This window comes from Hymenobacter psychrotolerans DSM 18569, assembly GCF_900142395.1.
GTDB lineage: Bacteria > Bacteroidota > Bacteroidia > Cytophagales > Hymenobacteraceae > Hymenobacter > Hymenobacter psychrotolerans.
In genome coordinates this window covers 31,512-54,742 of record NZ_FRAS01000010.1, presented here as the reverse complement: position 1 = coordinate 54,742, position 23,231 = coordinate 31,512, and the positions used below count along the sequence as shown (strand labels likewise).

Below are 23,231 nucleotides of genomic sequence, written 5' to 3'. Positions count from 1 at the left end.
CTCAGGAGAAGCCCAGCACCGGATGGGGCTGATACGGTTCTTCCAGCCGCCGGATTTCGTCCGGAGTCAGCTGCACCGACACGGCGGCCACGGCATCTTCCAGGTGGCCCGGTTTGCTGGCGCCCACAATCGGAGCCGTAACGGCGGGCTTGCTCAGGAGCCAGGCCAGGGCAATCTGGGCGTTGGGCAGGCCTCGCTCCCGGGCTATTTCCGTCACCCGGTCGGCCACCGCAAAATCGTCGTCGCGGCCGTAGAGGCTTTTGCCGAACGCATCGGTGCGGGCCCGTTCGGTTTCGTTGCGCTCCTTGCCGCGGCCGCCCGTCAGCAGCCCCCGCGCCAGCGGCGACCAGGCAATCACGCCGATGCTCTGGTCCTGGCACAGCGGCAGCATCTCGCGCTCCTCCTCGCGGTACACCAGGTTGTAGTGCGGCTGCATGCTCACAAAGCGGGTCCAGTTGTGCTTGTCGGCCAGGTACAGGGCCTGCGCAAACTGCCAGGCAAACATGCTGCTGGCCCCGATGTAGCGGGCTTTGCCGGCCTTCACCACGTCGTGCAGCGCCTCCAGCGTTTCCTCAATGGGCGTATCGTAGTCCCAGCGGTGAATCTGGTAGAGGTCTACGTAGTCGGTGCCGAGGCGCTTGAGGCTGGCATCAATGGCGCTCAAAATGTGCTTGCGGGACAGGCCGCGCTGGTTGGGCCCCGGCCCCATGGGGTTGTAGACCTTAGTAGCCAGCACTACTTCGTCGCGCCGGGCAAAGTCGCGCAGGGCCCGGCCTACCACCTCTTCGCTGGCACCATTGGAATACACGTCGGCCGTGTCGAAGAAGTTGATGCCCAGCTCCAGCGCTTTCTGGATGAAGGGGCGGCTTTGCTCCTCTTTCAGGGCCCAGGGCCACCGCTCGGTGGGCGTGCCGTAGGTCATGGTGCCGAGGCAGATTTTGGAAACTTTGAGGCCCGTGGCCCCTAACCGAACATAGTCCATACTTGCGAAGGTGGTGGCCGTAGAGAAACCAGCTATACGCAGGCCGCCGCAGAAGCGCTGCGGCCGGGCTTGCCCGCCAGGCACCGGATTTGGCGGCAGCACTGCCATCTTTGCGCCGTATCTGCTCATTTCTGCCGCCCCCATGACCCTCACCTGGACCACCCAGCCCTTTTCGGCCCTCACCTTACCGGAGCTTTACGCCCTGCTTCAGCTGCGTTCCGAAGTGTTTGTGGTAGAGCAAACCTGCGCGTTTCAGGACATCGACGGGCAGGACCAGGCCGCGCATCATCTGCTGGGCCACACCGAAGCCGGCGAGCTGGCGGCGTATGCCCGGCTGTTTCCGGCCGGCATCAGCTACCCCGAGGCCAGCATCGGGCGCGTGGTAGTCAGCCCGAAATTCCGGCGCTACGGGCTGGGCCGCGAGCTGCTGCAGCAGGCTATTGGGGCAGTGGAGCAGCTATTCGGCGCGCAGCCCATCCAGATTGGCGCCCAGCTCTACCTCCAGGCCTTTTATGAAAGCTTCGGGTTCCGGCAGGTCGGCGAAGGGTATCTGGAAGACGGGATTGCGCATATTCATATGGTGCGGCCGTAGCCAAGCCGCGCAGCCCCGGCAGCCGCTACGGGCAGCAGCCCGGGCACTGCCGCCAGGTACCGGTCTGCTACCTGCCCTCTGCTAAATATTTATTTTGTCCCGGGAATTTCTGTCGGCCGCTATGGTTGTGCTTGTGCTTCAGAACCCATGGCTGCCGGCGCGCTGAGAAACGTATTTGCGCTGGTAGCGCGCTTTTTTGCCGGCCGGATTGCTCTACCTTCGCAGGCTGCTTATCCGAGTGGTTGGTCTTTTCATTGTTTGTGCTTTCCGTATGACTTCTGCATTCCCGGTCGACTATCAACAGCTGTTTCGGTCTCTGCCCGAAAACTTTTTGCTTATCGCGCCTGATGCGGATGCGACCATCGTCGATAATACGGACAGCCACGAAGTAGTTTCGCTGAAAAGCCGGAAAGCCGTTTTGGGAAAGCCCTTTTTTGAGGCCTACCCCTCCACCGACGAAGAGTCGGCGGCCGTTATCCGGGAGTCGCACGAGCATGTGCGCCAGCACCTGACGGCCCACACCATGCCCCTGATCCGCTACGACCTGGAGCGGCCGGCGGCGCAGGGCGGCGGCCTGGAAGAGCTGTACTGGGAAGCCACGCACTATCCCGTGTGCGACGCGCAGGGCCGGCTGCAGTTCATTTTGCAGCGCACGCAGGATGTAACCGAGAAGTACCGGGCCGCCTTGCTGGCCGCTGAAACCGAGCGGGCCCTCGCCGAAACCCAGGAGCGGATGCGCTTTGTGCTGGAATCGTTGCCGATTCTGGTCTGGACTGCGCAGCCCGACGGCATACGTGACTATTTCAACCAGCGCTGGCTCCAGTTTACGGGCCGCGAGCTGACGCAGGAGCTGCACAACGGCTGGCTGGAAAACCTGCATGCCGAAGACCGGGAGCGGGTGCTGAAAAGCTGGGCCGACTCGGTTGCGACCGGCCAGCCGTATCAGGTAGAATACCGCCTGCGCCGCGCCGACGGGCAGTACCGCTGGATGCTGATGCGCGGCCTGCCCCGCCGCAACGACGACGGCGTTATTACGATGTGGGTAGGTGGCGGCACCGATATCCACGACCAGAAGCAGATGGTGCAGGAGCTGCTGGAAACCAACGAGCAGCAGGCCCAGCTGTCGGACCAGGCCTATGAGGCCTACCAGCTGGCCGTGCAGCAGCGCGAAACGTTCTTCAACCTGTTTATGCAGACGCCGGCCATTATCTGCATTCTGCGCGGTCCGGAACACCGCTTTGAGTTCGTCAACCCTGAGTATCAGAAGCTCTTCCCGAACCGCACGCTGGTAGGAAAAACGGTGGAAGAGGCCCTGCCGGAAGTGGTGGAGCAAGGCTTCATTACCCTCCTCAACAACGTGTACGAAACGGGCGAAACGTTTATCGGCAACGAAATTGAGATTATGCTGGACCACGCCGGTGACGGCAACCTGCAACGCAGCTACCTCAACTTCACCTACCAACTGTTCATGGAAGGCGGCCAGAAAGCCGGTATCACGGTGTTTGCTTTCGATGTAACTGACCTAGTGCTAGCGCGCCAGCAACTCCAGAACCCCGGTTCCTCTGCTCAATAAGATGGCATCCTTTCTTTTCACAGGCGACCATCTGAGCTAGTGCTATGGACATAACCAACCTGGATTTCCAGCAGGCCCGTATCAAGCAGGTGCTGTTTAAGTCGCGGCTGCGCTCCGTGCTCTACGGTGTGCGCGAAGCCGACGACTCCCTGTTTTCGATGCAGCAGAACCCACTGGGCGAGTGGCTGAACACGGTGGTGAAGCCGCGCTACGGCTCCTACCCGGAGGTGCGCGAAGTGGAGCGCATTCTGCAGCGCATGCTCGATACCGGCCGCTCCCTGGTGCAGCAATACCAGCGCGGCCAGCTGGAAGAATCGCGCACCGGCCTGGAGCAGATTGACACCTACGCCGACCAGATTGCTGCGCTGCTGCAAAAAATGGAGCAAAGCAACGCCGCCTGATTCGGCCCCAAGCAAAACCACTCCGCCCCGACTCTTTCCTGGAGTCGGGGCTTTTTGCTGGTTACGGGGCGGCCCCTTCCCAGCGGCTCAGAGCTACGCGGTGCTCCCGGTAAATCCGGCTCATCAGTACAGAGTCGGGCGCGGCCACCACGAAGATGGCCGTGCCCCGCTCGCGGGCAAACGGGTTGAGGACTTCCCCGACCTGCCGCAGGCTGCGGCTGTGCGCGGCCACCCCGCTGGGCTGGTCGTCTTCCACCAGCAGCAGATAGTGAAAGGGCTGAACGGGCCGCACCGGAAACCAGAACAGATACGACCCATTGAAGCTGTGCGCGCGAGGCATTCGGCGGTGCCGGTTGTAGTAGTTGATGGCGCCGGCCTGCCCGTAGTTGTCGCACTTGATGAGGGTGTGGGCGCGGGTGGCAGCAGGCAGCGCCTGATATGCCTGCCACACTTTGTCGGCCAGCTCCTGCCAGCCCAGCATATCGGCAAAGTCCTGGGGCAGCACGTGGTCTACGCCATCTTCCCAGCGCAGCACGCCCAGTCCCCGGTACTGCGGCCCCAGCATCCGCATAGCAGCCGGCGGATAGAGCGTGAACAGAAACGGCAGCAGCGGCAGCATAATGAGCACGGGCAAAGCCAGCAGGGCCGGCCGCAGCACGTTGCGCCGCCGCCGCTTCTCCAGCCACTGCTCCAGCCACAGCGCCCCAAATGAAAGCAGCACCGGATAGTAGCCCAAGCTGTAGTAGCTTTTGCCGTGCAGCACCGTCAGCAGCAGCAGGCCCGCCACGTAGAGCCAGCCCACGGCGCGGTAGGGCCGGAATGGGCCGTAGAACAGCAGCGCCAGCAGCCCGGGCACCCACACCCACACCACCGGCAGGCACATCAGCAGCTGGTCCTGCCAGAAGTCGGCCACCGACACGTGCACCAGCTGGGTGTCGTGGAGCAGGGCCATATGGTGCCGAAACGGAACACCGTGCGCCACCTGCCAGAGCAGATTCGGGAGCCAGAGCAGCAGCACCAGACCGGCCGCGCCCCACAGGTGGCGGCTGGCCAGCAAGCGGCGCTGCGGCGTGAGCAGCAGGCCGGCCAGCACAGCCGCGCCGTAGAAAAATGTGGTGTATTTGTTGAGCAGGCTCAGGCCCAGCACCACGCCCAGCGCGTAGAGGTAGCGGGGCCGGCCGGTCTGGAAATGGCGCACCAGCGCGTAGCTGCCCGCCGTGAAAGCCAGCACTTCAAAGGAATTGGGCTGAAACAGGAAGTTGAGCCGCGCATAAGCCGCCACCATGTATCCGATGCTGGCCAGCGCCACGGCCCAGCCTTTGCCGCCCAGCTTGAGCACCAGCCGCCCCAGCAGCAGCACCGTGAGGCTGCCCCAGAGGCCCGGCCAGAACTTCACCCAAAACCAGCTCCCGCCCAGCGCCAGCGTCAGCCAGCTTTGCAGAGCCGTGAGGGGCGGCAGTTCCAGGTAGCCCCAGGCCAGCTGCTGCCCATAGTCGAGGTACAGATACTCGTCGCGGTGCAGTTCGTAGGCGCGGCTGGCCAGCACGTAGCCCGACACAAACTTGAGCAGCGCAAACAGGGGCGGCAGGAGGCGAGACGGTTTCATACCTCAATATAGCCGCTTCCGGATGTAGCCGCGCAGACCCGTTTGGGCGGCGGGCCGCTACAGCTCTTCCGGCAGCCGGATCCGGTGCAGGTACTCGTTGAGGCCGCCGGGATGCTGAAACAGATGAATAAACAGGATATGGTCTTCGTCCAGCACGCGCCACTCCTCGGCGTAGAAGTCACCCAGCGCGTAGAGGCGCAGCGTGAAGCTGTCCTCGCGCCGCTCGGCCAGAAAGTGACCGTAGCGGCGCAGGCAGTCGGCCTGTTGGCCCATCGGGAGCTTTTTGAAGACGCGCAGGTTCATGGAGTAGCCAGCCAAACCCGAAGATACAAAAGCTGGATTAGTGGGGTGGTGGATTTGTGGGGTGGTGGATTTGTGGGGTGGTGGATTTGTGGGGTGGTGGATGGTTGAACGGCTCGTGCAAGCGGGGCAAGGTCCTTCGCAAGCTCAGGATGACATTCACTCACTCACTCACTCACTCACTCACTCACTCACTCACTCCACCAACCCACCAACCCACTACCCCACCACCTACCTTCACGGCATGAAGACGATTCGCTTTCCGCATCCGCTGGTGTTGCTCGTGGGGTTTATTCTGCTGGCCTGCCTGCTGAGCTACGTGCTGCCAGCCGGCGTATTCGACCGGCACCCCGACGCCGCTACCGGCCGCGACGTGGTAGTGGCCGGCTCCTACCACCGCGTGCCCGCCTCGCCCGTCAGCCCGCTGCAGGCGCTGGTTGATATTCCCAAGGGCATGGCGGACGCGGCTTCCGTCATTTTTCTGGTGTTTCTGGCCGGCGGCGCTTTCATGGTAGTAGACCAGACCGGGGCCCTGCGCCGCGGCGTCGATTGGCTGCTGACCCGGTTCCGGGGGCGCGAGGCGGTGGTGATTCCCATTATTTCGGCGCTCTTCGCTACCATGGGCGCCCTGGAAAACATGCAGGAGGAAATAGTGCCGCTCATACCCGTGCTGCTCATTCTGATGCGGCGCATCGGCTACCCGGCCCTCACGGCGGCGGCCGTCAGCATTGGGGCAGCGGCGGTGGGCGCGGCGTTTAGTCCGCTCAACCCGTTCCAGGTGGGCATTGCGCAGAAGCTGGCCCAGCTGCCCCTGCTTTCGGGGGGCGGCTTCCGGCTGGTGTTTCTGGCGCTGGCCCTGGCTATCTGGATTGCAGGCACCGTGCGCTACGCCCAGCGCCACCGCATAGCGCCGGAAACCGCCGAAGCGGCCGGCTCCTCGGCCTCAGCGGCTGAGGGCCGCAACCACGGCCTCGTACTGCTGCTGCTGTTCGTGGCCTTCGCCTTCTTTGCCTACGGTGTGCTCACGCTGGGCTGGGACTTCGAGCAGATGGCGGCGCTGTTTTTCGGGCTGGGGGTAGTGGCGGGCCTGGTGGGTGGCCTCGGCCTTACGGGCACTGCCGAAGGCTTCCTGGCCGGCTTCCGCGACATTGCCTTTTCGGCGCTGCTTATTGGGTTTGCCCGCGCCATTTTCGTGGTGCTGGAGCAGGGACAGATTGTCGATACCATCGTCAACACGCTGTCGGCACCGCTGGCTGGGCTGCCGGTGGCGCTTTCGGCCCTGGGCATGATGGGCGTGCACACGGCCCTGCATCTGCCCGTGCCCAGCGTCAGCGGCCAGGCCGTCCTCACCATGCCGCTGCTCGTGCCCCTCTCCGACCTCATCGGCCTTTCGCGGCAGGTAACCGTGCTGGCCTACCAGTACGGCGCGGGCCTCTGCGAGCTGATCACGCCCACCAACGGCGCGCTCATGGCCATTGTGGCGGCCTGCGGCGTGCGGTTTGACGAGTGGTGGAAATTCGTGCTGCCGCTGTATCTGCTGCTGCTGGCCCTGGCCGCCGGGGCGCTGCTGGTGGGTATTGCGGTAGGGCTGTAGAATAACTGAGCATCTGAGTAGCTGAGCAGGCTTCTGGTTCCCAGTATTTTCCAGTAGACAGGACAGCCTTTTCAACAGAGCAACAGGCGAATGAATGCCGGAACAGCGTACTCAGCTGCTCAGGCACTCAGTTACTCTATGCCTCGCGCAGCTCGTCGGCCTCGAAGATGCGCTTGAGCTTGCGTTTGCGCTCTACCAGCTGAAACCGGAACGTTTCGTTGGCTTCGTCCAGGTACACGTCCGAAATGAGGCCCTGGTGGGCGGGCTCGCCGGGCGCGGGGCGGGCTTCGGCCACTGTGTCGCCGAAGCTGAACGGCGGTTTCTGGTAGAGCTCCTTGAACAGCTCCCCGCTGACCTTGAACTGCTGCTCGTCGTAGCGCAGCAGAATCCAGTCGTCGGTTTCGTCAATCTTCTCGAAGACTTTGCCCACGGGTTCCAGCCACTCGAAGGTGCGGCGGTTGGCGGGATGAATGTAGCGGAAGCCGTAGTCGGGCGTCCAGGCATATAAGCCGTACACAACGGGTTTCGGACGGGGCACAGGGAAGCGGATAAGCAATGAAGAACAAGTCTTAAACAGCGTACAAAGGTAAAAGCTCCCTTCCTTCCCCGATTCTTTACCGTAAGTGGCTTCCGGTTTCCGTTCGGCAGCTTTACAACCAGAACGCTATAACCACAGTAAGAGGGCTGTCACTGTTGACCTGTTGTGCTGCCTTCTTTCTACGTAAATGCCCAAAACCGCTTCCCTTTTTACGCCCACGCTGCAAACCGGCATGGGGGCTATTCCGCATTCCCAGGGCACCACGTTCCGCGTATGGGCGCCGGCGGCTGAAGCCGTGTCCGTAGTAGGCCCCTTCAACGACTGGAACCACACCGCTCACCCACTTGCTCACGAAGCCGACGGCTACTGGGCCGCCGATTTCGCCGGACTGGGCCCTGGCACCGAATACAAGTTCTGGCTGCAGACGCCCGCCGGCGAGCTGCAGCGCAACGACCCCTATGCCCGTGAGGTCACGCATTCGGCCGGCAATTCCGTTGTACCGACCCACGATTTTGACTGGGAAGACGACCAGTTTCAGATGCCGGCCTGGAACGAGCTGGTCATCTACGAGTTGCACGTAGGCACTTTCTACGCGCCCGACCCCGACAAGCCCGGTACCTTCCTCGACGTAATCGAGAAGCTGGGGTTCCTGCAGGAGCTTGGCGTCAATGCCATTGAAATTATGCCGCCGACTGAGTTTCCGGGCGGGCGCAGCTGGGGCTACAACCCGGCGCACCCGTTCGCGCTGGAAACCGACTACGGCGGGCCGCTGGCGTTCAAAGAGCTGGTGAAAGCCGCGCACCGCCACGGCATTGCCGTGATTCTGGATGTGGTCTACAACCATTTCGGGCCCGGCGACCTGGATTTGTGGCAGTTTGACGGCTGGAGCGAAAACGACGGCGGCGGCATCTACTTCTACAACGACTGGCGCGCCGAAACGCCCTGGGGCCACAACCGCCCCGACTACGGCCGCGACGCCGTGCGCGCCTACATCCGCGACAATGCCCTGATGTGGCTGGAAGACTACCGCGTGGACGGCCTGCGCTGCGACTCCATCTCGCACATCCGCAACGTCGATGGCTCCTCCGACCCCAGCCGCGACCTGCCCGAGGGCTGGAGCCTGATGCAGTGGATAAACGAGGAAATCCGGCGCCACATGCCCTGGAAAATCACCATTGCGGAAGATCTGCTCGGCAACGAGTTCATCACGAAAGCGCCCGAGGAGGGCGGCCAGGGCTTCTCCACGCAGTGGGACTCGGCGTTTGTGTATCCCATTCGGGATGCCCTGACGACGCCCCACGACGCCGACCGTAGCATGCCGGCCGTGGCCGAAGCCATCAGCAAAGTCTACAACGGCGACGCCTTCCAGCGCGTCATCTACACCGAAAGCCACGATGAGGTGGCCAACGGCAAGGCCCGCGTGACCGAGGAAATCATGCCCGGCAACGCCAGCTCCTGGTTTCCGAAGAAACGCTCCACGCTGGGTGCGGCGCTGGTATTCACGGCGCCCGGCATCCCAATGCTCTTTCAGGGCCAGACCATGCTCGCCGACGGCTCCTTCTCCGACGACCAGCCCCTGGACTGGGGCCGCGCCGATGAGCACCAGGGCCTCGTGCATCTCTACCGCGACCTGATTGGCCTGCGCCGCAACCTGCAGGGCCACACGCGGGGGCTGCTGGGCCAGCATACCGAGGTGTTTCACGTCAATGATGAGGACAAAGTCCTGGCGTTCCGCCGCTGGAGCGACGGCGACGGCGGCCCCGGCGACACCACCATCGTGCTGGCCAATTTCGCCGATACCGCGCACGAGTCCTACACCATTGGCGTGCCCGGCGGCGGCCACTGGCGCGTACGGTTCAACTCCGACTGGCAGGGCTACGACCAGGAATTCGGCAACTTCGAAAGCACCGACACCCACAGCCAGGAAGGCGAGTACGACGGCCTGCCCTGCCACGCCGCGTTTGGGCTGGCGCCGTATTCAGTCCTGATTATTTCGCAGGAGCCCGCCTAAGCTACCTCCGGCGGCTCCCGAACCGAGGTTTGCGGCCGGGCTGATACCCGCTGCAAACCTCTTTTTTTCCCGGTTTTTCCAGTGTCAGGGGCGGCAGAAACTCCCGGCTTCCCATATCTTGCCGCCCCACCCTATTTCTTCCGCAATGCAAGTTCCCGCCTCTGCCCCCGCCCCTATTGCCCCCGATGCACTTCTGGTGGAAGTGGCCTGGGAGGTCTGCAACCAGGTGGGCGGCATCTACACCGTTATCCGCTCCAAGGTGCCGGCCACCGTGCAGGCCTGGGACGAGCGGTACTGCCTGCTGGGGCCCTACTTTCCGCAGCAGGCCCAGAGCGAGTTCGAGCCCTTCGACGACTACCAGCTTTCCACGCTTTCCGACCCGTTTGCCGGGGCCGTGCGCCGTATGCGCCAGCTTGGCTACGAAGTACACCTGGGCGTGTGGCTCGTGACGGGCCGCCCCCGGGCCGTACTTATCAGCCCGCACCAGGCGTATCCGCAGCTGGGCCAGATCAAAGCCGACCTGTGGCACCACCACGGCATCCCGACCCCCGACCACGACGACCTGCTGCATCAGGTGGAAGCCTTCGGGCAGCTAGCCAAGGAGTTTCTGAAAATTCTGGCCGCCGAGGTAGTGCCGCCGCAGCGGGTAGTGGCCCACTTCCACGAGTGGATGACGGGCGTGGCCATTCCGGCGCTGCGCCGCGAGCAGGTGCCGCTGCACCTGGTGTTCACGACGCACGCCACGCTGCTCGGCCGCTATCTGGCCATGAACGACGCCAACTTCTATGAGCATCTGATGCTGGTGGATTGGGAGGCTGAAGCGCGCCATTTCAACATCGAAACGGCGGTGCGCATTGAGCGGGCCGCAGCGCACGGCGCCCACGTCTTCACCACCGTGAGCGAGCTGACGGTGCGCGAGTGTATCTACCTGCTCGACCGGATTCCGGACGCGGTGCTACCCAACGGCCTCAATATTGAGCGGTTTGTGGCGCTGCACGAGTTCCAGAACCTGCACCAGCAGTACAAGTCCAAGATTCACGAATTCGTGATGGCGCATTTTTTCCAGAGCTACTCATTTGATCTGGACAATACGCTGTACCTGTTCACGAGTGGCCGCTACGAGTACCACAACAAGGGTTTTGACCTGACACTGGAGGCGCTGGCCCGCCTGAACTACCGCCTGCAGCAAAGCGGCCTCGATGGGCAGGTAGTTATGTTTTTCATCACGAAGCGCCCGTTTCACAGCATCAACCCGCAGATTCTGCAGAGCCGCGCCGTGCTCGATGAGGTGCACGCCACCTGCGAGGCCATTGAGCAGCAGGTAGGTGAGCGGCTGTTCTACGCCGCCGCTGCCAGCACCGACCACCGCCTGCCCGACCTGAGCAGCATGGTAGACGACTACTGGAAACTGCGCTACCGCCGCACGCTGCAAAGCTGGAAAACGACCAGCCTGCCCCCCGTCATCACCCACAACCTGGTAGATGATGCCAACGACGACATCCTCAACTTCGTGCGGCGGGCCAACCTCGTGAACAACCGCCACGACCGGGTGAAAATCGTGTATCACCCTGACTTTGTGTCGCCTACTTCGCCGCTGTTTGGTATGGAGTACGGGCAGTTTGTGCGGGGCTGCCACTTAGGCATTTTCCCCAGCTACTACGAGCCCTGGGGCTACACGCCGCTGGAGTGCGTGGCGCGCGGCGTACCAGCCATCACCTCCGACCTCTCCGGCTTCGGCGACTACGTGATGCAGAACGTGCCCCAGCACGAAGACAAGGGCATTTATGTGGTGCAGCGCCAGGAAAAAAGCTTCGATGAGTCGGCGGAAGAGCTGACGGAAATGCTCTGGAACTTCGTGCTGCTCAACCGCCGGGAGCGAATCATGCAGCGCAACAACGTGGAAAGCAACGCCGAAATCTTCGACTGGAAAAACCTGCGCATCTACTACGACCGGGCCTACCAGCTGGCCCTGGAGCGGCAATAGCCCACCCATGCTGTACACCGAAACAGAAAAGCCCGGCCCTCAAGTAAGAGCTGGGCTTTTCTGAAGTGTGAGTTTTCTTAAACCGGAAAGCCGGGAGTTTAGGGACGAATCACCTGGTCGATGACGTGCACCACGCCATTGGTAGCCAGAATATTGGCCGAGGCAATGTTGGCAGCGGTGCCGGTGCCGCCCCGCACCGTAAAGCCGTTGCCGGCCGCAGCTACGGTTATCGGGCCACCGAGCGTGGTAACCGTACCGGCAGCCAGATCAGACGAGAATACGCGGCCGGTGCCAATTACGTGGCGCGACAGAATAGCCGTCAGGTCGGCATCGGATACGGAGCTGAGCGGCGCATTGCCCAGCAGCGCGCGGAAGGCGGCATCGGTGGGGGCAAATACCGTTACGTTGGCGCTGGAGCTACCGGCTGCCGTCAGGATGGCGGCAGCGGCGGGGCGCTGCAGGGCCTGGAGCAGCAGCGTAAATTCGGGGCCGGTGGTGCGGCTGGCGCTGGCCGCCACAATGGCGGCAATGGTCTGGCTCGGGGGCATCAGCACATTATCAATGGCGTGAATGGTCCCGTTGCTGGCCGCTACGTCAGCCGTTACCACGCGGGTACCGCCGTTGATGAAGACGCCCGTGCTGTTCTTGGGCAGGTATAGAGTATTATCGTTGATGGTAGCGCCGCCCACGGTAGAAGCCGGGCGGGCCGTAGTAGCCGTGCTGCTGCCGTTGGCAATGTCGGCGGCCTTCACGTTGCGGCCGAGCACGTGGTAGAGCAGGATGCCCCGCAACGTAGCAATCTGGGCCGGATCAGTGATGGCCGTGATGTTGGCGGCGTTGTTGAAGGGAGCCGCCAGCTTGGCAAACGCGTCGTTGGTGGGCGCAAACACCGTGAACGGACCGATGCCGCTGAGCGTGGTGCCCAGGTCGGCTTTCGTAACGGCCGCCACCAGCGTGCTGAACGAAGCATTGCCCTGCGCTACCTGCACAATGTTCTGGGACGGGTTGGGAGTGGGCGTTATATCATCGTTGTCATCGTCGCAGGAGGCCAGTGTGAAGCTGGAGGCAGCAAACAGCCCCAGCAGCAACGTGCGCAACAGAACCCAGGATTTGGGGAAGGAAAATACGTTCTTTTTGTTTAAATTTTTAGGGTTAAAACTTAAACAAAAGTTACAATACTGACCAGCTCATCAGATGTTTGGTCGCCCCAAAATTTTGTAAGTCCTCCCTCGCTCATTCCTTGTGCCGGAGCTTCATCTTTGCGCATGCCCCGCCCCTTTCACTTTCGGCCCCGCATTTTCCTGCTCACCGGCGCCTGCCTGCTGGCCGGCTCCGCGCTGGCCAGTGAGTTTTGGCTGACAGCTCCCCGGTTTTTTGTGGCGCCTGGCAGCCTGCTCAACCTGCGGGTGCTGGTGGGCGAAAACTTTACGGGAAAGCGCTGGCCCGGCAAGAGTGCCCGCGTCACGCAACTGACGCACTACGCGCCCGACGGCCCCACCGACCTGCTGCCCGGCGCCGCCACCGCCGACACGCTGCACCCCGTGCTGCAGCTACGGCAGCCGGGCGTGCACATGGTGGCCCTAGCCACGAACAACACGTTCACCACCCTGGACGCCGACCAGTTTAACGCCTACCTGAAGGCAGCAGGCCTCGACCAGATTCTGCTGGAACGCCAGAAGCGCGGCAGTATCAGTAAGCCCGGCCGCGAAGCGTACCGCCGCTGTGCCAAAACGCTGCTGCAGGCGGGCACTCCCTCCCCTTCCGACACAGCCCGCGCCTGGAGCCGGCCGGCTGGCCAGCCGCTGGAATTCGTGCCCGAGCAAAACCCGTACACGCTCCGGGCCGGCGCCTCACTCACGGTGCGCGTCCTGGTTGGCGGGCAGCCCAAGCCCGGCCAGCTGGTGCAGATATGGCAGCGCAGCCCCGGCCGACCGGCCTCTGTTTTCAAGCTCTACAGTAACCAAAACGGCCGAGTCCTGTTTCGTTTACGGGAGCCCGGGGAGTATATGCTCAGCGCTGTGCAAATGCTCCCGGCCACCCTCGCCGAGGCCGATTGGCAAAGCACCTGGGCTACTCTCACTTTTGGATTTCGGCCTGTTTCGGGCCTTTAGAGCAACTTTTTCCGGGAATTTCGCTCCTTGCGTCATACACTTCCGGCGAACATTTTTTTTGTTACCTTCGCAACTCCCTTACACCCCGAACCACCGACGGCATGAAGTACTCGATTGATAAAAAGGAAACGTACACGATAATTACGATTGACGAAAAGAAGCTGGACACCACCGTGGCTCCTGATTTGAAATCGGAATTCGTGAAGCTGAACGCCGAGGGAATCAACAACCTGATCCTTGACCTCAGCAACGTGAAGTACACTGACTCGTCGGGGTTGAGCTCCATCCTGATTGCCAACCGGCTCTGCAACTCCACCGGCGGCCTGCTGGTACTCACCGGCCTGCAGGACCACGTGATGAAGCTTATCACCATCAGCAAGCTCGAGTCGGTTCTGCACATTCTGCCCACTGTGGAAGAAGGCATCGACCGGATTTTTCTGCACGCCATTGAGCGCGACCTTACGAGCAAAGAGTAGCTTTTCAGGTGTCCGTTGTTGGTTGTCAGTTGTCAGAGGCAAATTGCTGACAATTGACAACCAATTTGCATTTATGCGGTACCAACGCAGCTTGTTTCCGCCCGCCTACCGCCCACTGTCAACGACCAGCACACTTGGAGTTTGAGCTGAAAATCCTGGGTAGCGCATCGGCTACCCCGTTTCTGGACCGCCACCACACGGCGCAGGTCCTGACGGTGAGCGGCACGCAGTACCTGATAGACTGCGGCGAGGGCACCCAGCGCCGCCTGATGGAACACAAGATCCGGCACCAGCGCATTCGCACGGTGTTCATCTCGCACCTTCACGGCGACCATTTTTTCGGGCTGTTCGGGCTGCTGGGCACCATGCACCTGAACGGCCGCACCGAGCCGCTACAGCTGTTTGGCCCACCCGGCCTCGATGAGGTGCTGACCATGCAGTTCCGCCACTCCTACACGCAGCTGAGCTTCGAGCTGGAATTCACGGCCGTTGACACCACGCAGCACCAGCAGATTTTCGAGGACAAGAACCTGACGGTGCACACGCTGCCCATGCGCCACCGCATTCCGTGCTGCGGCTACCTGTTCCGCGAAAAGCCCAAGCGCCGCCCGCTGATCAAGGAAAAGCTGCCGCCCACTCTCACGCCGGTGCAGCTAAATGCCCTCACGCTGGGCGAGGATATCCTGGACGAAAGCGGCCAGCTGCTGCTCGCCAACGCCGCCGTCACGGCGGAGCCGCGCCACAGCCGCAGCTACGCCTTCTGCTCCGATACGCTTTACACCGAAAGCCTGGCCGACCTCGTGCGCGGCGTGGATCTGCTCTACCACGAGGCTACGTTCCTGAACGATATGCGCGAGCGGGCCGCCACCACGCACCACTCCACGGCCCGCCAGGCCGGGCTGCTGGCCCGCCGGGCGCAGGTGCAGCGCCTGCTCATCGGGCACTTCTCCAGCCGCTACCCCGACCTGCAGCCGCTGCTGGCCGAAGCCAAAGAGGTGTTCGAATGGACCGAGCTGGCCGTGGAAGGCTTGTCGGTTTCGGTTTAGCTATGCAGAGCATGTCGCACAAGAAACAGCAGCTCTACCTCGTGCTCAGTGGCATTTTCATCGTGAATGCGCTGCTGGCGGAGATTATAGGGGTCAAGATATTTTCGGTGGAGGCGCTGATGGGACTGCCCGGCAACCTCACGGCGGGCGTGCTCATCTGGCCCGTGGTGTTCGTCACAACGGACATCATCAACGAGTACTTCGGTAAAGAAGGCGTGCTGCGCGTCAGCTACCTAACGGTGGCCCTCATCCTGTTTGCCTTCGTGGTGATATATGCCACCACCAGGCTGCCGCCAGCCGCCTTCTGGCTCGACGTCAACAGGACCGACGACCAGGGCCACCCGTTCAACATCGACTTTGCCTACCAGAGCATTTTCCGGCAGGGCCTCGGCATCATCACGGGCTCCATCACGGCGTTTGGCATTGGGCAGGTGCTTGATGCCACCGTGTTTCAGGCGCTGCGCCGCGCTACCGGCGGCCGCTATGTGTGGCTGCGCGCTACCGGCTCCACGCTGGTTTCGCAGCTCGTCGATTCGTTTGTGGTGCTGTTCGTAGCCTTCTATCTGTTCGGCAACTGGACCTTGGATCAGGTGCTGAGCGTGGCCAACACGAATTACTGGTATAAATTCGCGGCCGCCATCCTGCTTACGCCCGTGCTGTACTTGGCCCACTTCCTCATCGACCGGTATCTGGGCGACGAGGCTACGCAGGAGCTGCAGCAGGAAGCCGCCGCCGATGCGGCAGTATAATTTTGAGCTGTTGGCGGTTGGTTAGCAGGTGCCGGTATGAGCATCGGGCGCCAACAACTGACAACTGACAATCAACAACTACTTCAATCCATGTCCCGCATCCTGACCGGCATCCAAAGCACGGGCCGCCCCCACCTGGGCAACCTGCTTGGCGCCATCCTCCCGGCCGTAGAGCTGTCGAAGAACACGGCCAATGAATCGCTGTACTTTATTGCCGATTTACACTCCCTGACCACCGTGCGCGACGCCGAAACGCTGCGCCAGAACACCTACGCCGTAGCGGCCGCGTGGCTGGCCTGCGGCTTCGATACCGACAAAAACCTGTTCTATCGCCAGTCTGATGTGCCGCAGGTGACGGAACTGGCCTGGTACCTGAGTTGCTTCACGCCCTACCCGATGCTGGCCAACGCCCACTCGTTCAAGGACAAGTCCGACCGGCTTTCCGACGTGAATGCGGGCCTGTTTACGTATCCGGTGCTGATGGCGGCCGACATTCTGCTGTATGACGCCGATGTGGTGCCGGTAGGCAAAGACCAGATTCAGCACCTGGAAATCACGCGCGACATTGCCTCGGCCTTCAACAACCGCTACGGCGAAACCTTCGTGCTGCCCCAGGCCCGCGCCGACGAGCAGCTGATGACCATTCCGGGCCTCGATGGGCAGAAGATGAGCAAGAGCTACGGCAACATCATCGACATCTTCCAGGACGATAAGGCCCTGCTCAAAACCATCCGCAGCATCGTGTCGGACAGCACGCCGCTGGAGGCGCCTAAAAACCCCGACACCGACACCACCTTCAAGCTGTTCTCACTGCTGGCCACGCCCGCGCAAACCGCCGAGATGCGCCAGCACTACCTGAACGGCGGCTACGGCTACGGCCACGCCAAAACAGCCCTCTTCGAGCTGATCCGGGAGAAGTTTGCCACCGAGCGGGAGCAGTTCCACTTCTATAGCCAGAACCTACCCGAAGTAGACCGCAAGCTGGCCGAAGGCGCCCGCAAAGCCCAGGCCTACGGTTCTGAAGTGCTGAACAAAGTGCGCGAGAAAGTAGGCTACCTGCGGCGGTAGCAGACAAAGCAAAACGGCCGTCATCCTGAGTGCAGCGAAGGACCTTACCACGTGTTCTGCACTGGCGTGATAAGGTCCTTCGCTGCGCTCAGGATGACGGCCGTTTTATATGTCGGTAACTCAGTACACCAGCCCATCGATGCTGACGGGGCGCTGCTCGTTGGAGAAGCTGAACCCCACCTTGCTGCCGCGGCTTACTTGCTGATTTTCCAGCTTCTGCTTCACCGATATTTTCTGGATATCATCTAGTGGTGGCGCAATCAGGTCGTTGTTAACGGCGGCAATCATGGCGCTTTCCACGAACAGCCGCAGGCCGTCGGCCGTCACCATGTTGTCCGACATGTCGTTGTCGGGCAGTTCCAGCTGCTGCACGCCCTCCAGGAAAAAGTGGCTGTCGATGTTGATCAGCAACCGGCCCACCAGGTAGCCGGGGTCATTCATGCGCTGGTACTTGATGCTGTCGGCCATGAAGTTGTAGGCCATGATATGACCGAAAAAGCGCCGCCGGAAGTCCTCTTCCACGTATTTGGTGGACATAGGGCCGTAGTCGTCGGGGAAGGTGACGATGTTGGAGTGCATCACGAACACGAGCAGGTCGCCGGAGAACCGGATGTGGAACTCCATCTCGTTTACGGGCCGGTACTCGATAATCACCGTAGAATCGACGGACGTGATGCGGCGGCTCAGCTCCAGCACCAGCTCCTGCGACACGGTGCGCAGCAGATCGAAGGTAGCGGCTGTGTTGCGGTAGATGGCCTGTTTGGCCGACGACTTCTGCTTGAGTCCCTCAAAAATCAGGTCGAGGCGGTCGGTGGGGTTGGCCCCGGGTGTGCCGGGCGCGTTGGTAGCGGTGTTATGGGTGTTGGGCGTGCCGTTGCCGGCCGGTTGAGCCGAGACCGGGCCAGGCGCGGGCACCGGTGGCTGGGCCTGGGTGGCGGTGGCGGAAGCAGTAGGTACGGGCTGGGTATCGTCCATCGGATATAGCGGGTCGGAGGCGCATCGGTACGTGGCGCGCCGAGTGAAAAACGGCCTTGAAACGGCAAAAATGCTTCTGCTACCTACGCAGAATAGCGCCGGCGAAGTTTCGGTAGCATAGATTTCCCCAAAACTTTACCCCGGAAACCAGCACCGGTAGAGCAGCTATGCGCCTGGCTGTGGCGGCGCGGCTACTTCGGCCGCCACCGGCCAGGCCGGGCTGCGAAAAGCCACCGTGCGCAGCCCCCGGTGCGGAAACGCCGGCTGCGGCGGCAGCAGCATATCCCGCGCCGACTCCTGCTCCAGTGCTTCCGCCACGGTACGCACGGCTCCCGCCGGCACGGCCCGCCGCTCCAACTCGGCCAGCAAAGCAGCTCCGCTCACTTCGGCTATCCGCTCGTGCAGCAGGGCTTCCAGTTCCGGGCGGTGCGCCACGCGGGCCGGGTTCGTTCGGAAGCGCGCATCCTCGGCCCAGCCGGGGCGCTTCAATACGGCGCAGAGCTGTTGAAACTGCCGGTCGGCGCCCACGGCCAGCAGCAGGCGCACGCCATCGGCGGCGCGGTACACGGTGCCGTAGGGCACAATGCTGGGGTGACCCGAGCCCAGCGGCTGCGGGTCGTGGCCCGTGACGAGGTAGGTGGCGGCCTGGTTGGCCAGCGAAGCCAGCGCGCTATCCAGCAAACTGACCTGCACCAGCGTGCCGCGGCCGGTTCGCTCGCGCTGATAGAGCGCCGTGAGCAGCCCCGCCTTCAGCTGATGCGCCGTGAGCAGGTCCATCAGGGCCACGGGCATTTTCTGGGGTGCTGCTTCGGGGCCGGCGGCGTTGAGATGCATGAAGCCGGCTTCGGCCTGCAGCACGGCATCGTAGCCGGCGCGGGCGGTGTGCGGGCCGTAGCCCGTGATGTGGCCGTAGAGCAGGCGCGGGTTGAGGGCCGCCAGGGTTTCGTAGTCAACGCCCAGCTTTTCGGCATCGCCGGGCTTGTAGCTGGCCAGCACGATGTCGGTGGTGAGAGCCAGGCGGTGGATTTCGGCGCGGCCGGCCGGCGTGGTCAGGTCCAGCACGCGGCTGTGCTTGCCCCAGTTGGCACAGGAGAAATACGCCGTTACGGGGGTGTTGGGGGCTTCGGCGGCGGTGCGCCAGGTGCGCGTCACGTCGCCGGCCGGGGCTTCTATCTTGAGGACTTCGGCCCCCAGCTCGGCAAAAAACTGCCCTACCTGCGGGCCAGCCAGCACCGAGGCCAGCTCCAGCACGCGCAGGCCCTGAAACGGCAAATCGGAGGAAGGAGAAATACGGTCGGACATAGGCCCGCAAGAAACGGAAACCCCGCGAACCAGCGGCACGGGTGAGGTGCAGGCGCCCTTACACGGTGCCCAGGCGCGCGAAAACCGGAAATACCACCTCCCGCTCGCCGGGGCCCCAGTGCTGCGTCAGCTCATCGGTGAGACGCAGTACCGGGTCGTGGCCGTGCTGCTTTTCGTACTTCACCACGCTGGACCAGGTGCGCAGGTAGTTGAGAAACCACGCCGCCGACCACTGCCGCGCCACCGGAAAGCGGGCTTGCGCGACATTCCCGAACGGAAACGGCAGCCGGGCATAGGCATCATCAATGTGCCAGCGGTTTTCGTCCCAGTAAGGGCGCATGGTGTCGGCGTAGAACGTGCGCAGCAGCGCATCGAGGGCCGGGTGCTGCAGCTGCACCAAGCCGTAGCCCCACTCGGCCACCACGCCGTCCGGCCGCAGCACACGGCGCACTTCCTGGTTGAAAGCAGCCATATCAAACCAGTGCAGCGCCTGCCCCACGGTAACAAGGTCGAAGGAAGCTGCGGCAAACGGCGTGTGCTCGGCGCCTGACTTCCGGTACGTGACGTGGGGCAGCGCCGGAGCCTGCGCCAGCTGCGCCGTGCTGATGTCGGTGGCCTCGACGTGCGCAAAGTGCCGGGCCAGCTCGGCAGCCACCTGGCCGTTGCCGGTGGCACAGTCCCAGGCCCGCTCCCGGCCCGGCACGCGGGGCAGCAGCCAGGCATACAGCTCCGGCGGATAGTTGATGCGGTAGCGGGCGTAGAGGTCGGCCTGGGAAGAGAATCGGTCGAGCATGGGTTGGGTTTTGGTGGGTGGTTTTTGGTTATTCGCCCTGGAAAGGCGGCCGGACTCGGGCCGGAACTCGTTTCACTTGGCTGTACGGGCCAGCTGCCGCCCCAGACCACCTATTGCTCACTAAAACCCGCTTATGGCTTCTCCTATTCAGACCGGCCTGCTGGCCTACGGCATGTCGGGGCGCATTTTTCACGCGCCTTTTATTGCTACCACTCCTCATTTTCAGCTGCGGGCCGTGGTAGAGCGCAGCCGAAAGCAGGCCGCCGAGCGGTATCCGGACGTGCTGAGCTACGGCAGCGTGAATGAGCTGCTGGCCGACCCGGAAATAGAGCTGGTGGTCGTAAACACGCCCAATAACACGCACTTCGGGCTGGCCCGGCAGGCGCTGCGGGCCGGCAAGCACGTGCTCATCGAGAAGCCCGTGACGACGACCGTGGCGGAGCTGGACGAGCTATTGGCCCTGGCCCGGGAGCGGAACCTGCACGTTTTCGGCTACCAGAACCGGCGCTGGGATTCCGACTTTCAGCTGGTGCGGCAGGTGGTGGAGAGCGGGCAGCTGGGCCAGCTCACGGAGGTGCACTTCCGCTTCGACCGATACAAGGCGACCCTCAATGCCAAGGCCTTCAAGGAGGACCCGGCCACGCCCGGCAGCGGCCTCAGCTACGACCTGGGCCCGCACGTGCTCGACCAGGCTCTGAGCTTGTTCGGGGAGCCGGCACAGGTGCACAAAACGCTGGCCAGCCACCGCCCCGGCTCCCGCGTCGACGACTATTTTCACCTGCACCTCGCCTACCCCGGCGGCCTGAACGTGTTTGTAACCGGCAGCCTGCTCACAGCCGCGCCGGTGCCGGCCTACGTACTGCACGGCACGCTCGGCAGCTTCCAGCAGCCGCGCACCGACGTGCAGGAAACCCAGCTCGACCAGGGCCTGCTTCCTACCGATGCCACCTACGGCCACGACCCGGCCGGCTCAGCAGGCGTGCTGACGGTGGTGGCAGAAAACGGCGAAAAGAACGTGACGCAGCTTGCTACGCCCCAAGGCAACTACCCGGCGCTGTTCGAGGCAGTATACCAGGTACTTCGCCACGGCCGGCCGTTTCCGGTGCGGGCGGAGGAGCTGCGCTGGCAGCTGCAGGCGCTGGAGTAGCAGAATGCTTTTGTGGCTGGCCGGAGTACTTCGCGTAGTAGCGTACTCCGGCCGGCCACAAAAGCTATTCTGCTGTGGTTACAGCCTGAATCGGGGAGCCGATGGCCTTCATGGCCTTTTTGATCGGAACCCAATCCGGGTCGGCCCCTTGCGTGGAGGCTACCACGGCTTCGCCGGGCCCGAGCCGATCTACCAGGAAGTGGTGCTCGGTGAGCAGGTCGCGGATGGCAATCAGTTGTTGCTCCTCCAGCGACTCAGGCAGCTGCAGGTGGTAGCGCACGAGTTGATTGCTGTTGGCGGCGGAATCGATAGGCATGACGATGTAGGAAAGGTACAGCCCCTGATACGCAGGCCCCGCAGGATATGGTGCCTGCCGATGGCTGTCTTGCCGGTTTTGCGCCTTCTGGCAGGCCCGTGCTGTTCTCTGGCGTGGCGCAGTATGGAGCCGGGCTCAGCATAGAGCCTATAACAGCCGAGCCAGAAGTACTGTCCTGCTGCAAGCGCTGAAGGTAATATACCCAGAGCCTGTAGTTCAATGCGTTGCCCTGGTTGAAAGCCGCTATCCGGTCAGTTATAAACCTTACGGTGGAGCTATTTCCTGCTGGTTCCGGTTAAGAGGTCGTAGTTTAGCCCTTCCTATAGATGTGTAGTGAAGGCGGTGCGGACTGCTCGCCCCGTTTTCCTTTGTGTATGCCCTCCACGCTCAAGTTTACCAACGCTGCCCGGTCCACCTTCTTTGCTACCGTGCGGGAGCGGGTCGACGCCTATTTCCAGAGCCGGCAACTCTCGCGCCACGCCAACGGGGCCATGTGGGCCAAAACGCTGTTTTTCCTTTTCAGCTTTGTAGGTCTGTATAGCCTGATTCTATTCGGCTCGTTCGGCCCGTGGGAGCTACTGGGGCTGGCGGGGCTGCTGGGTGCCTGCTGTGCCTTTATCGGCTTCAACATCTGCCACGATGCCATGCACGGCGGTTTTTCAGCCAATAAGCGGGTTAACCGGGTGTTCAGCCTGCTGTTCAACCTGATTGGCGCCAATCCTTACGTGTGGACCATCACCCACAATATCGTGCACCACACCTACACCAATATCCCCGGCCACGACGAGGATATTGAGGTTGCGCCCGGCCTGATCCGGCTCTGCGCCGAAGAGCCCATCCGGCCCTGGCAGCGCTACCAGCACCTGTACGCATTTCCGCTCTACGGCCTGGCTTCGCTCTCTTGGGTTCTACGCAAAGACTACCTCAAGTTCTTCAAAGACCGTATCGGGCAGCACCCCACGCCGGCGCACCCCCGGAAAGAGTACATCAACCTGTTTGCTTACAAAGCCCTGTATTACCTGCTCTTCATTGTGGTGCCGCTGCTCGTGCTGGACGTGACGTGGTGGCAGGTTGCGCTGGGCTTTCTGGGCATGCACTTCGTGGAAGGCCTGGTGCTGGGCCTCGTGTTTCAGCTCGCGCACGTGGTGGAGGGCACCGCCTTCCCCCTGCCCGACGAAGCAGGTGATGTGCAGGAGGCCTGGGCTGTCCATCAGTTGCAGACCACCGCCAACTTCTCGCCCAACAGTGCGCTGGTAGCCTTTCTGTGCGGTGGCCTCAACCGGCAGATTGAGCATCATCTGTTTCCCCGCATCTGCCATATTCATTATCCGGCGCTGTCCGGCATCGTCCGGCAAACGGCCCTGGAATTTGGGCTTCCGTACCTGGAAAATCCATCCTTCGCCGGGGCACTACAGTCCCATTACCGGATGCTGCGTAAGCTGGGCCGGTAGGCGTACTAGCTGCCCGGGCCGGGCCTGGTAGCCTGCAGCAGGCCCGGCCCGAATCATTTATCGGCGGCCGGGTGCCCAAACCCGGGCGGCCACCGTACCCGGCCGGCGATATAGCGGCACGAAATCCTCCTATCTTTGTTGTAAGACAAGTTACTGCCGCAAGCTGACCAGGAAACCAGGGTCAGCCATTCATCATCCTAACTCGCTGAACCTTGA

Annotated in this window: 22 protein-coding genes; 13 read left to right on the top strand and 9 right to left on the bottom strand. The window is 62.5% G+C overall.

All coding sequences use genetic code 11. The features are described 5' to 3' along the window. Nucleotide 1 precedes the first annotated feature (1 nt). Nucleotides 2–982 carry an aldo/keto reductase gene (locus BUE15_RS10555; RefSeq protein ID WP_073284323.1) on the bottom strand — a complete coding sequence of 327 codons (981 nt, stop codon included), beginning with the start codon at nucleotides 980–982 and terminating at the stop codon, nucleotides 2–4. A 142-nt stretch (nucleotides 983–1,124) separates the two neighbouring features. Between BUE15_RS10555 and BUE15_RS10550 the strand changes: the two genes are divergently transcribed. The 3 genes from BUE15_RS10550 to BUE15_RS10540 all read left to right on the top strand — a co-directional run bounded on the left by BUE15_RS10550 (nucleotide 1,125) and on the right by BUE15_RS10540 (nucleotide 3,548). Beyond that, nucleotides 1,125–1,574: a GNAT family N-acetyltransferase gene (locus BUE15_RS10550; RefSeq protein ID WP_073284320.1), complete on the top strand. Its 450-nt coding sequence runs from the start codon at nucleotides 1,125–1,127 to the stop codon at nucleotides 1,572–1,574. Nucleotides 1,575–1,845: 271 nt separating this feature from the next. Beyond that, on the top strand, nucleotides 1,846–3,147 hold the full coding sequence (locus BUE15_RS10545; RefSeq protein ID WP_073284318.1) for a PAS domain-containing protein: 1,302 nt from the start codon (nucleotides 1,846–1,848) through the stop codon (nucleotides 3,145–3,147). Nucleotides 3,148–3,191: 44 nt separating this feature from the next. Next, entirely contained in the window at nucleotides 3,192–3,548 is a 357-nt protein-coding gene (locus tag BUE15_RS10540; RefSeq protein WP_073284315.1) for a hypothetical protein, read from the top strand. A gap of 61 nt (nucleotides 3,549–3,609) precedes the next feature. Here BUE15_RS10540 and BUE15_RS10535 read toward each other — a convergent pair whose 3' ends face one another. Beyond that, nucleotides 3,610–5,154: a glycosyltransferase family 39 protein gene (locus tag BUE15_RS10535; protein WP_073284312.1), complete on the bottom strand. Its 1,545-nt coding sequence runs from the start codon at nucleotides 5,152–5,154 to the stop codon at nucleotides 3,610–3,612. Nucleotides 5,155–5,211: 57 nt separating this feature from the next. Further along, complete coding sequence (locus tag BUE15_RS10530; RefSeq protein WP_139252220.1) at nucleotides 5,212–5,472, bottom strand: hypothetical protein; 261 nt, start codon at nucleotides 5,470–5,472, stop codon at nucleotides 5,212–5,214. A gap of 226 nt (nucleotides 5,473–5,698) precedes the next feature. Here BUE15_RS10530 and BUE15_RS10525 point away from each other — a divergent pair, with 226 nt between their 5' ends. Continuing rightward, nucleotides 5,699–7,048: a YfcC family protein gene (locus BUE15_RS10525; RefSeq protein ID WP_073284306.1), complete on the top strand. Its 1,350-nt coding sequence runs from the start codon at nucleotides 5,699–5,701 to the stop codon at nucleotides 7,046–7,048. Nucleotides 7,049–7,184: 136 nt separating this feature from the next. On the opposite strand, the gene BUE15_RS10520 is transcribed toward BUE15_RS10525, so the two are convergent. After that, nucleotides 7,185–7,586: a DUF6960 family protein gene (locus BUE15_RS10520; protein ID WP_139252219.1), complete on the bottom strand. Its 402-nt coding sequence runs from the start codon at nucleotides 7,584–7,586 to the stop codon at nucleotides 7,185–7,187. A gap of 187 nt (nucleotides 7,587–7,773) precedes the next feature. On the opposite strand from BUE15_RS10520, the gene BUE15_RS10515 reads away from it, so the two are divergent. Together BUE15_RS10515 and BUE15_RS10510 are read left to right on the top strand one after the other, a co-directional pair. Then, on the top strand, nucleotides 7,774–9,597 hold the full coding sequence (locus tag BUE15_RS10515; protein ID WP_073284300.1) for an alpha-amylase family glycosyl hydrolase: 1,824 nt from the start codon (nucleotides 7,774–7,776) through the stop codon (nucleotides 9,595–9,597). Between the two features lie 145 nt (nucleotides 9,598–9,742). Then, nucleotides 9,743–11,581: a glycosyltransferase gene (locus BUE15_RS10510; RefSeq protein WP_073284297.1), complete on the top strand. Its 1,839-nt coding sequence runs from the start codon at nucleotides 9,743–9,745 to the stop codon at nucleotides 11,579–11,581. A 98-nt stretch (nucleotides 11,582–11,679) separates the two neighbouring features. Here BUE15_RS10510 and BUE15_RS10505 read toward each other — a convergent pair whose 3' ends face one another. Next, the gene (locus tag BUE15_RS10505; RefSeq protein ID WP_244535935.1) at nucleotides 11,680–12,678 is read right to left on the bottom strand and encodes a fasciclin domain-containing protein; all 999 of its coding nucleotides are present in this window, start codon (nucleotides 12,676–12,678) and stop codon (nucleotides 11,680–11,682) included. Nucleotides 12,679–12,846: 168 nt separating this feature from the next. On the opposite strand from BUE15_RS10505, the gene BUE15_RS10500 reads away from it, so the two are divergent. The 5 genes from BUE15_RS10500 (at nucleotide 12,847) to trpS (ending at nucleotide 17,031) form a co-directional block, all read left to right on the top strand. Then, complete coding sequence (locus tag BUE15_RS10500) at nucleotides 12,847–13,692, top strand: DUF4198 domain-containing protein (RefSeq protein WP_073284291.1); 846 nt, start codon at nucleotides 12,847–12,849, stop codon at nucleotides 13,690–13,692. 101 nt (nucleotides 13,693–13,793) lie between these two features. Continuing rightward, nucleotides 13,794–14,168 (top strand): STAS domain-containing protein, encoded by a 375-nt coding sequence (locus BUE15_RS10495; protein ID WP_044002696.1) that lies wholly within the window; start codon nucleotides 13,794–13,796, stop codon nucleotides 14,166–14,168. Between the two features lie 134 nt (nucleotides 14,169–14,302). Next, nucleotides 14,303–15,214 (top strand): ribonuclease Z, encoded by a 912-nt coding sequence (locus BUE15_RS10490; RefSeq protein ID WP_073284289.1) that lies wholly within the window; start codon nucleotides 14,303–14,305, stop codon nucleotides 15,212–15,214. 11 nt (nucleotides 15,215–15,225) lie between these two features. Further along, nucleotides 15,226–15,963, top strand: coding sequence for a queuosine precursor transporter (locus tag BUE15_RS10485; protein WP_073284589.1), 738 nt, complete (start codon nucleotides 15,226–15,228; stop codon nucleotides 15,961–15,963). A gap of 90 nt (nucleotides 15,964–16,053) precedes the next feature. Next, nucleotides 16,054–17,031 (top strand): tryptophan--tRNA ligase, encoded by a 978-nt coding sequence (trpS, locus tag BUE15_RS10480; protein ID WP_073284286.1) that lies wholly within the window; start codon nucleotides 16,054–16,056, stop codon nucleotides 17,029–17,031. Between the two features lie 120 nt (nucleotides 17,032–17,151). Here the strand turns inward: trpS and BUE15_RS10475 are convergent, their stop codons facing one another. From BUE15_RS10475 to BUE15_RS10465, 3 genes are all read right to left on the bottom strand, one after another. Then, nucleotides 17,152–18,006 (bottom strand): hypothetical protein, encoded by an 855-nt coding sequence (locus BUE15_RS10475; protein ID WP_073284282.1) that lies wholly within the window; start codon nucleotides 18,004–18,006, stop codon nucleotides 17,152–17,154. Nucleotides 18,007–18,171: 165 nt separating this feature from the next. Beyond that, nucleotides 18,172–19,308, bottom strand: a complete 1,137-nt coding sequence (locus BUE15_RS10470; protein ID WP_073284279.1) for a CaiB/BaiF CoA transferase family protein — start codon at nucleotides 19,306–19,308, stop codon at nucleotides 18,172–18,174. A 58-nt stretch (nucleotides 19,309–19,366) separates the two neighbouring features. Beyond that, nucleotides 19,367–20,101, bottom strand: coding sequence for a class I SAM-dependent methyltransferase (locus tag BUE15_RS10465; protein WP_073284276.1), 735 nt, complete (start codon nucleotides 20,099–20,101; stop codon nucleotides 19,367–19,369). Nucleotides 20,102–20,234: 133 nt separating this feature from the next. Between BUE15_RS10465 and BUE15_RS10460 the strand changes: the two genes are divergently transcribed. Further along, complete coding sequence (locus BUE15_RS10460; protein WP_073284274.1) at nucleotides 20,235–21,248, top strand: Gfo/Idh/MocA family oxidoreductase; 1,014 nt, start codon at nucleotides 20,235–20,237, stop codon at nucleotides 21,246–21,248. 64 nt (nucleotides 21,249–21,312) lie between these two features. On the opposite strand, the gene BUE15_RS10455 is transcribed toward BUE15_RS10460, so the two are convergent. After that, nucleotides 21,313–21,564, bottom strand: a complete 252-nt coding sequence (locus BUE15_RS10455; RefSeq protein WP_073284271.1) for a hypothetical protein — start codon at nucleotides 21,562–21,564, stop codon at nucleotides 21,313–21,315. A gap of 374 nt (nucleotides 21,565–21,938) precedes the next feature. Here BUE15_RS10455 and BUE15_RS10450 point away from each other — a divergent pair, with 374 nt between their 5' ends. After that, nucleotides 21,939–23,015 carry a fatty acid desaturase family protein gene (locus BUE15_RS10450; RefSeq protein ID WP_073284268.1) on the top strand — a complete coding sequence of 359 codons (1,077 nt, stop codon included), beginning with the start codon at nucleotides 21,939–21,941 and terminating at the stop codon, nucleotides 23,013–23,015. The last annotated feature ends 216 nt before the right edge of the window (nucleotides 23,016–23,231 follow it).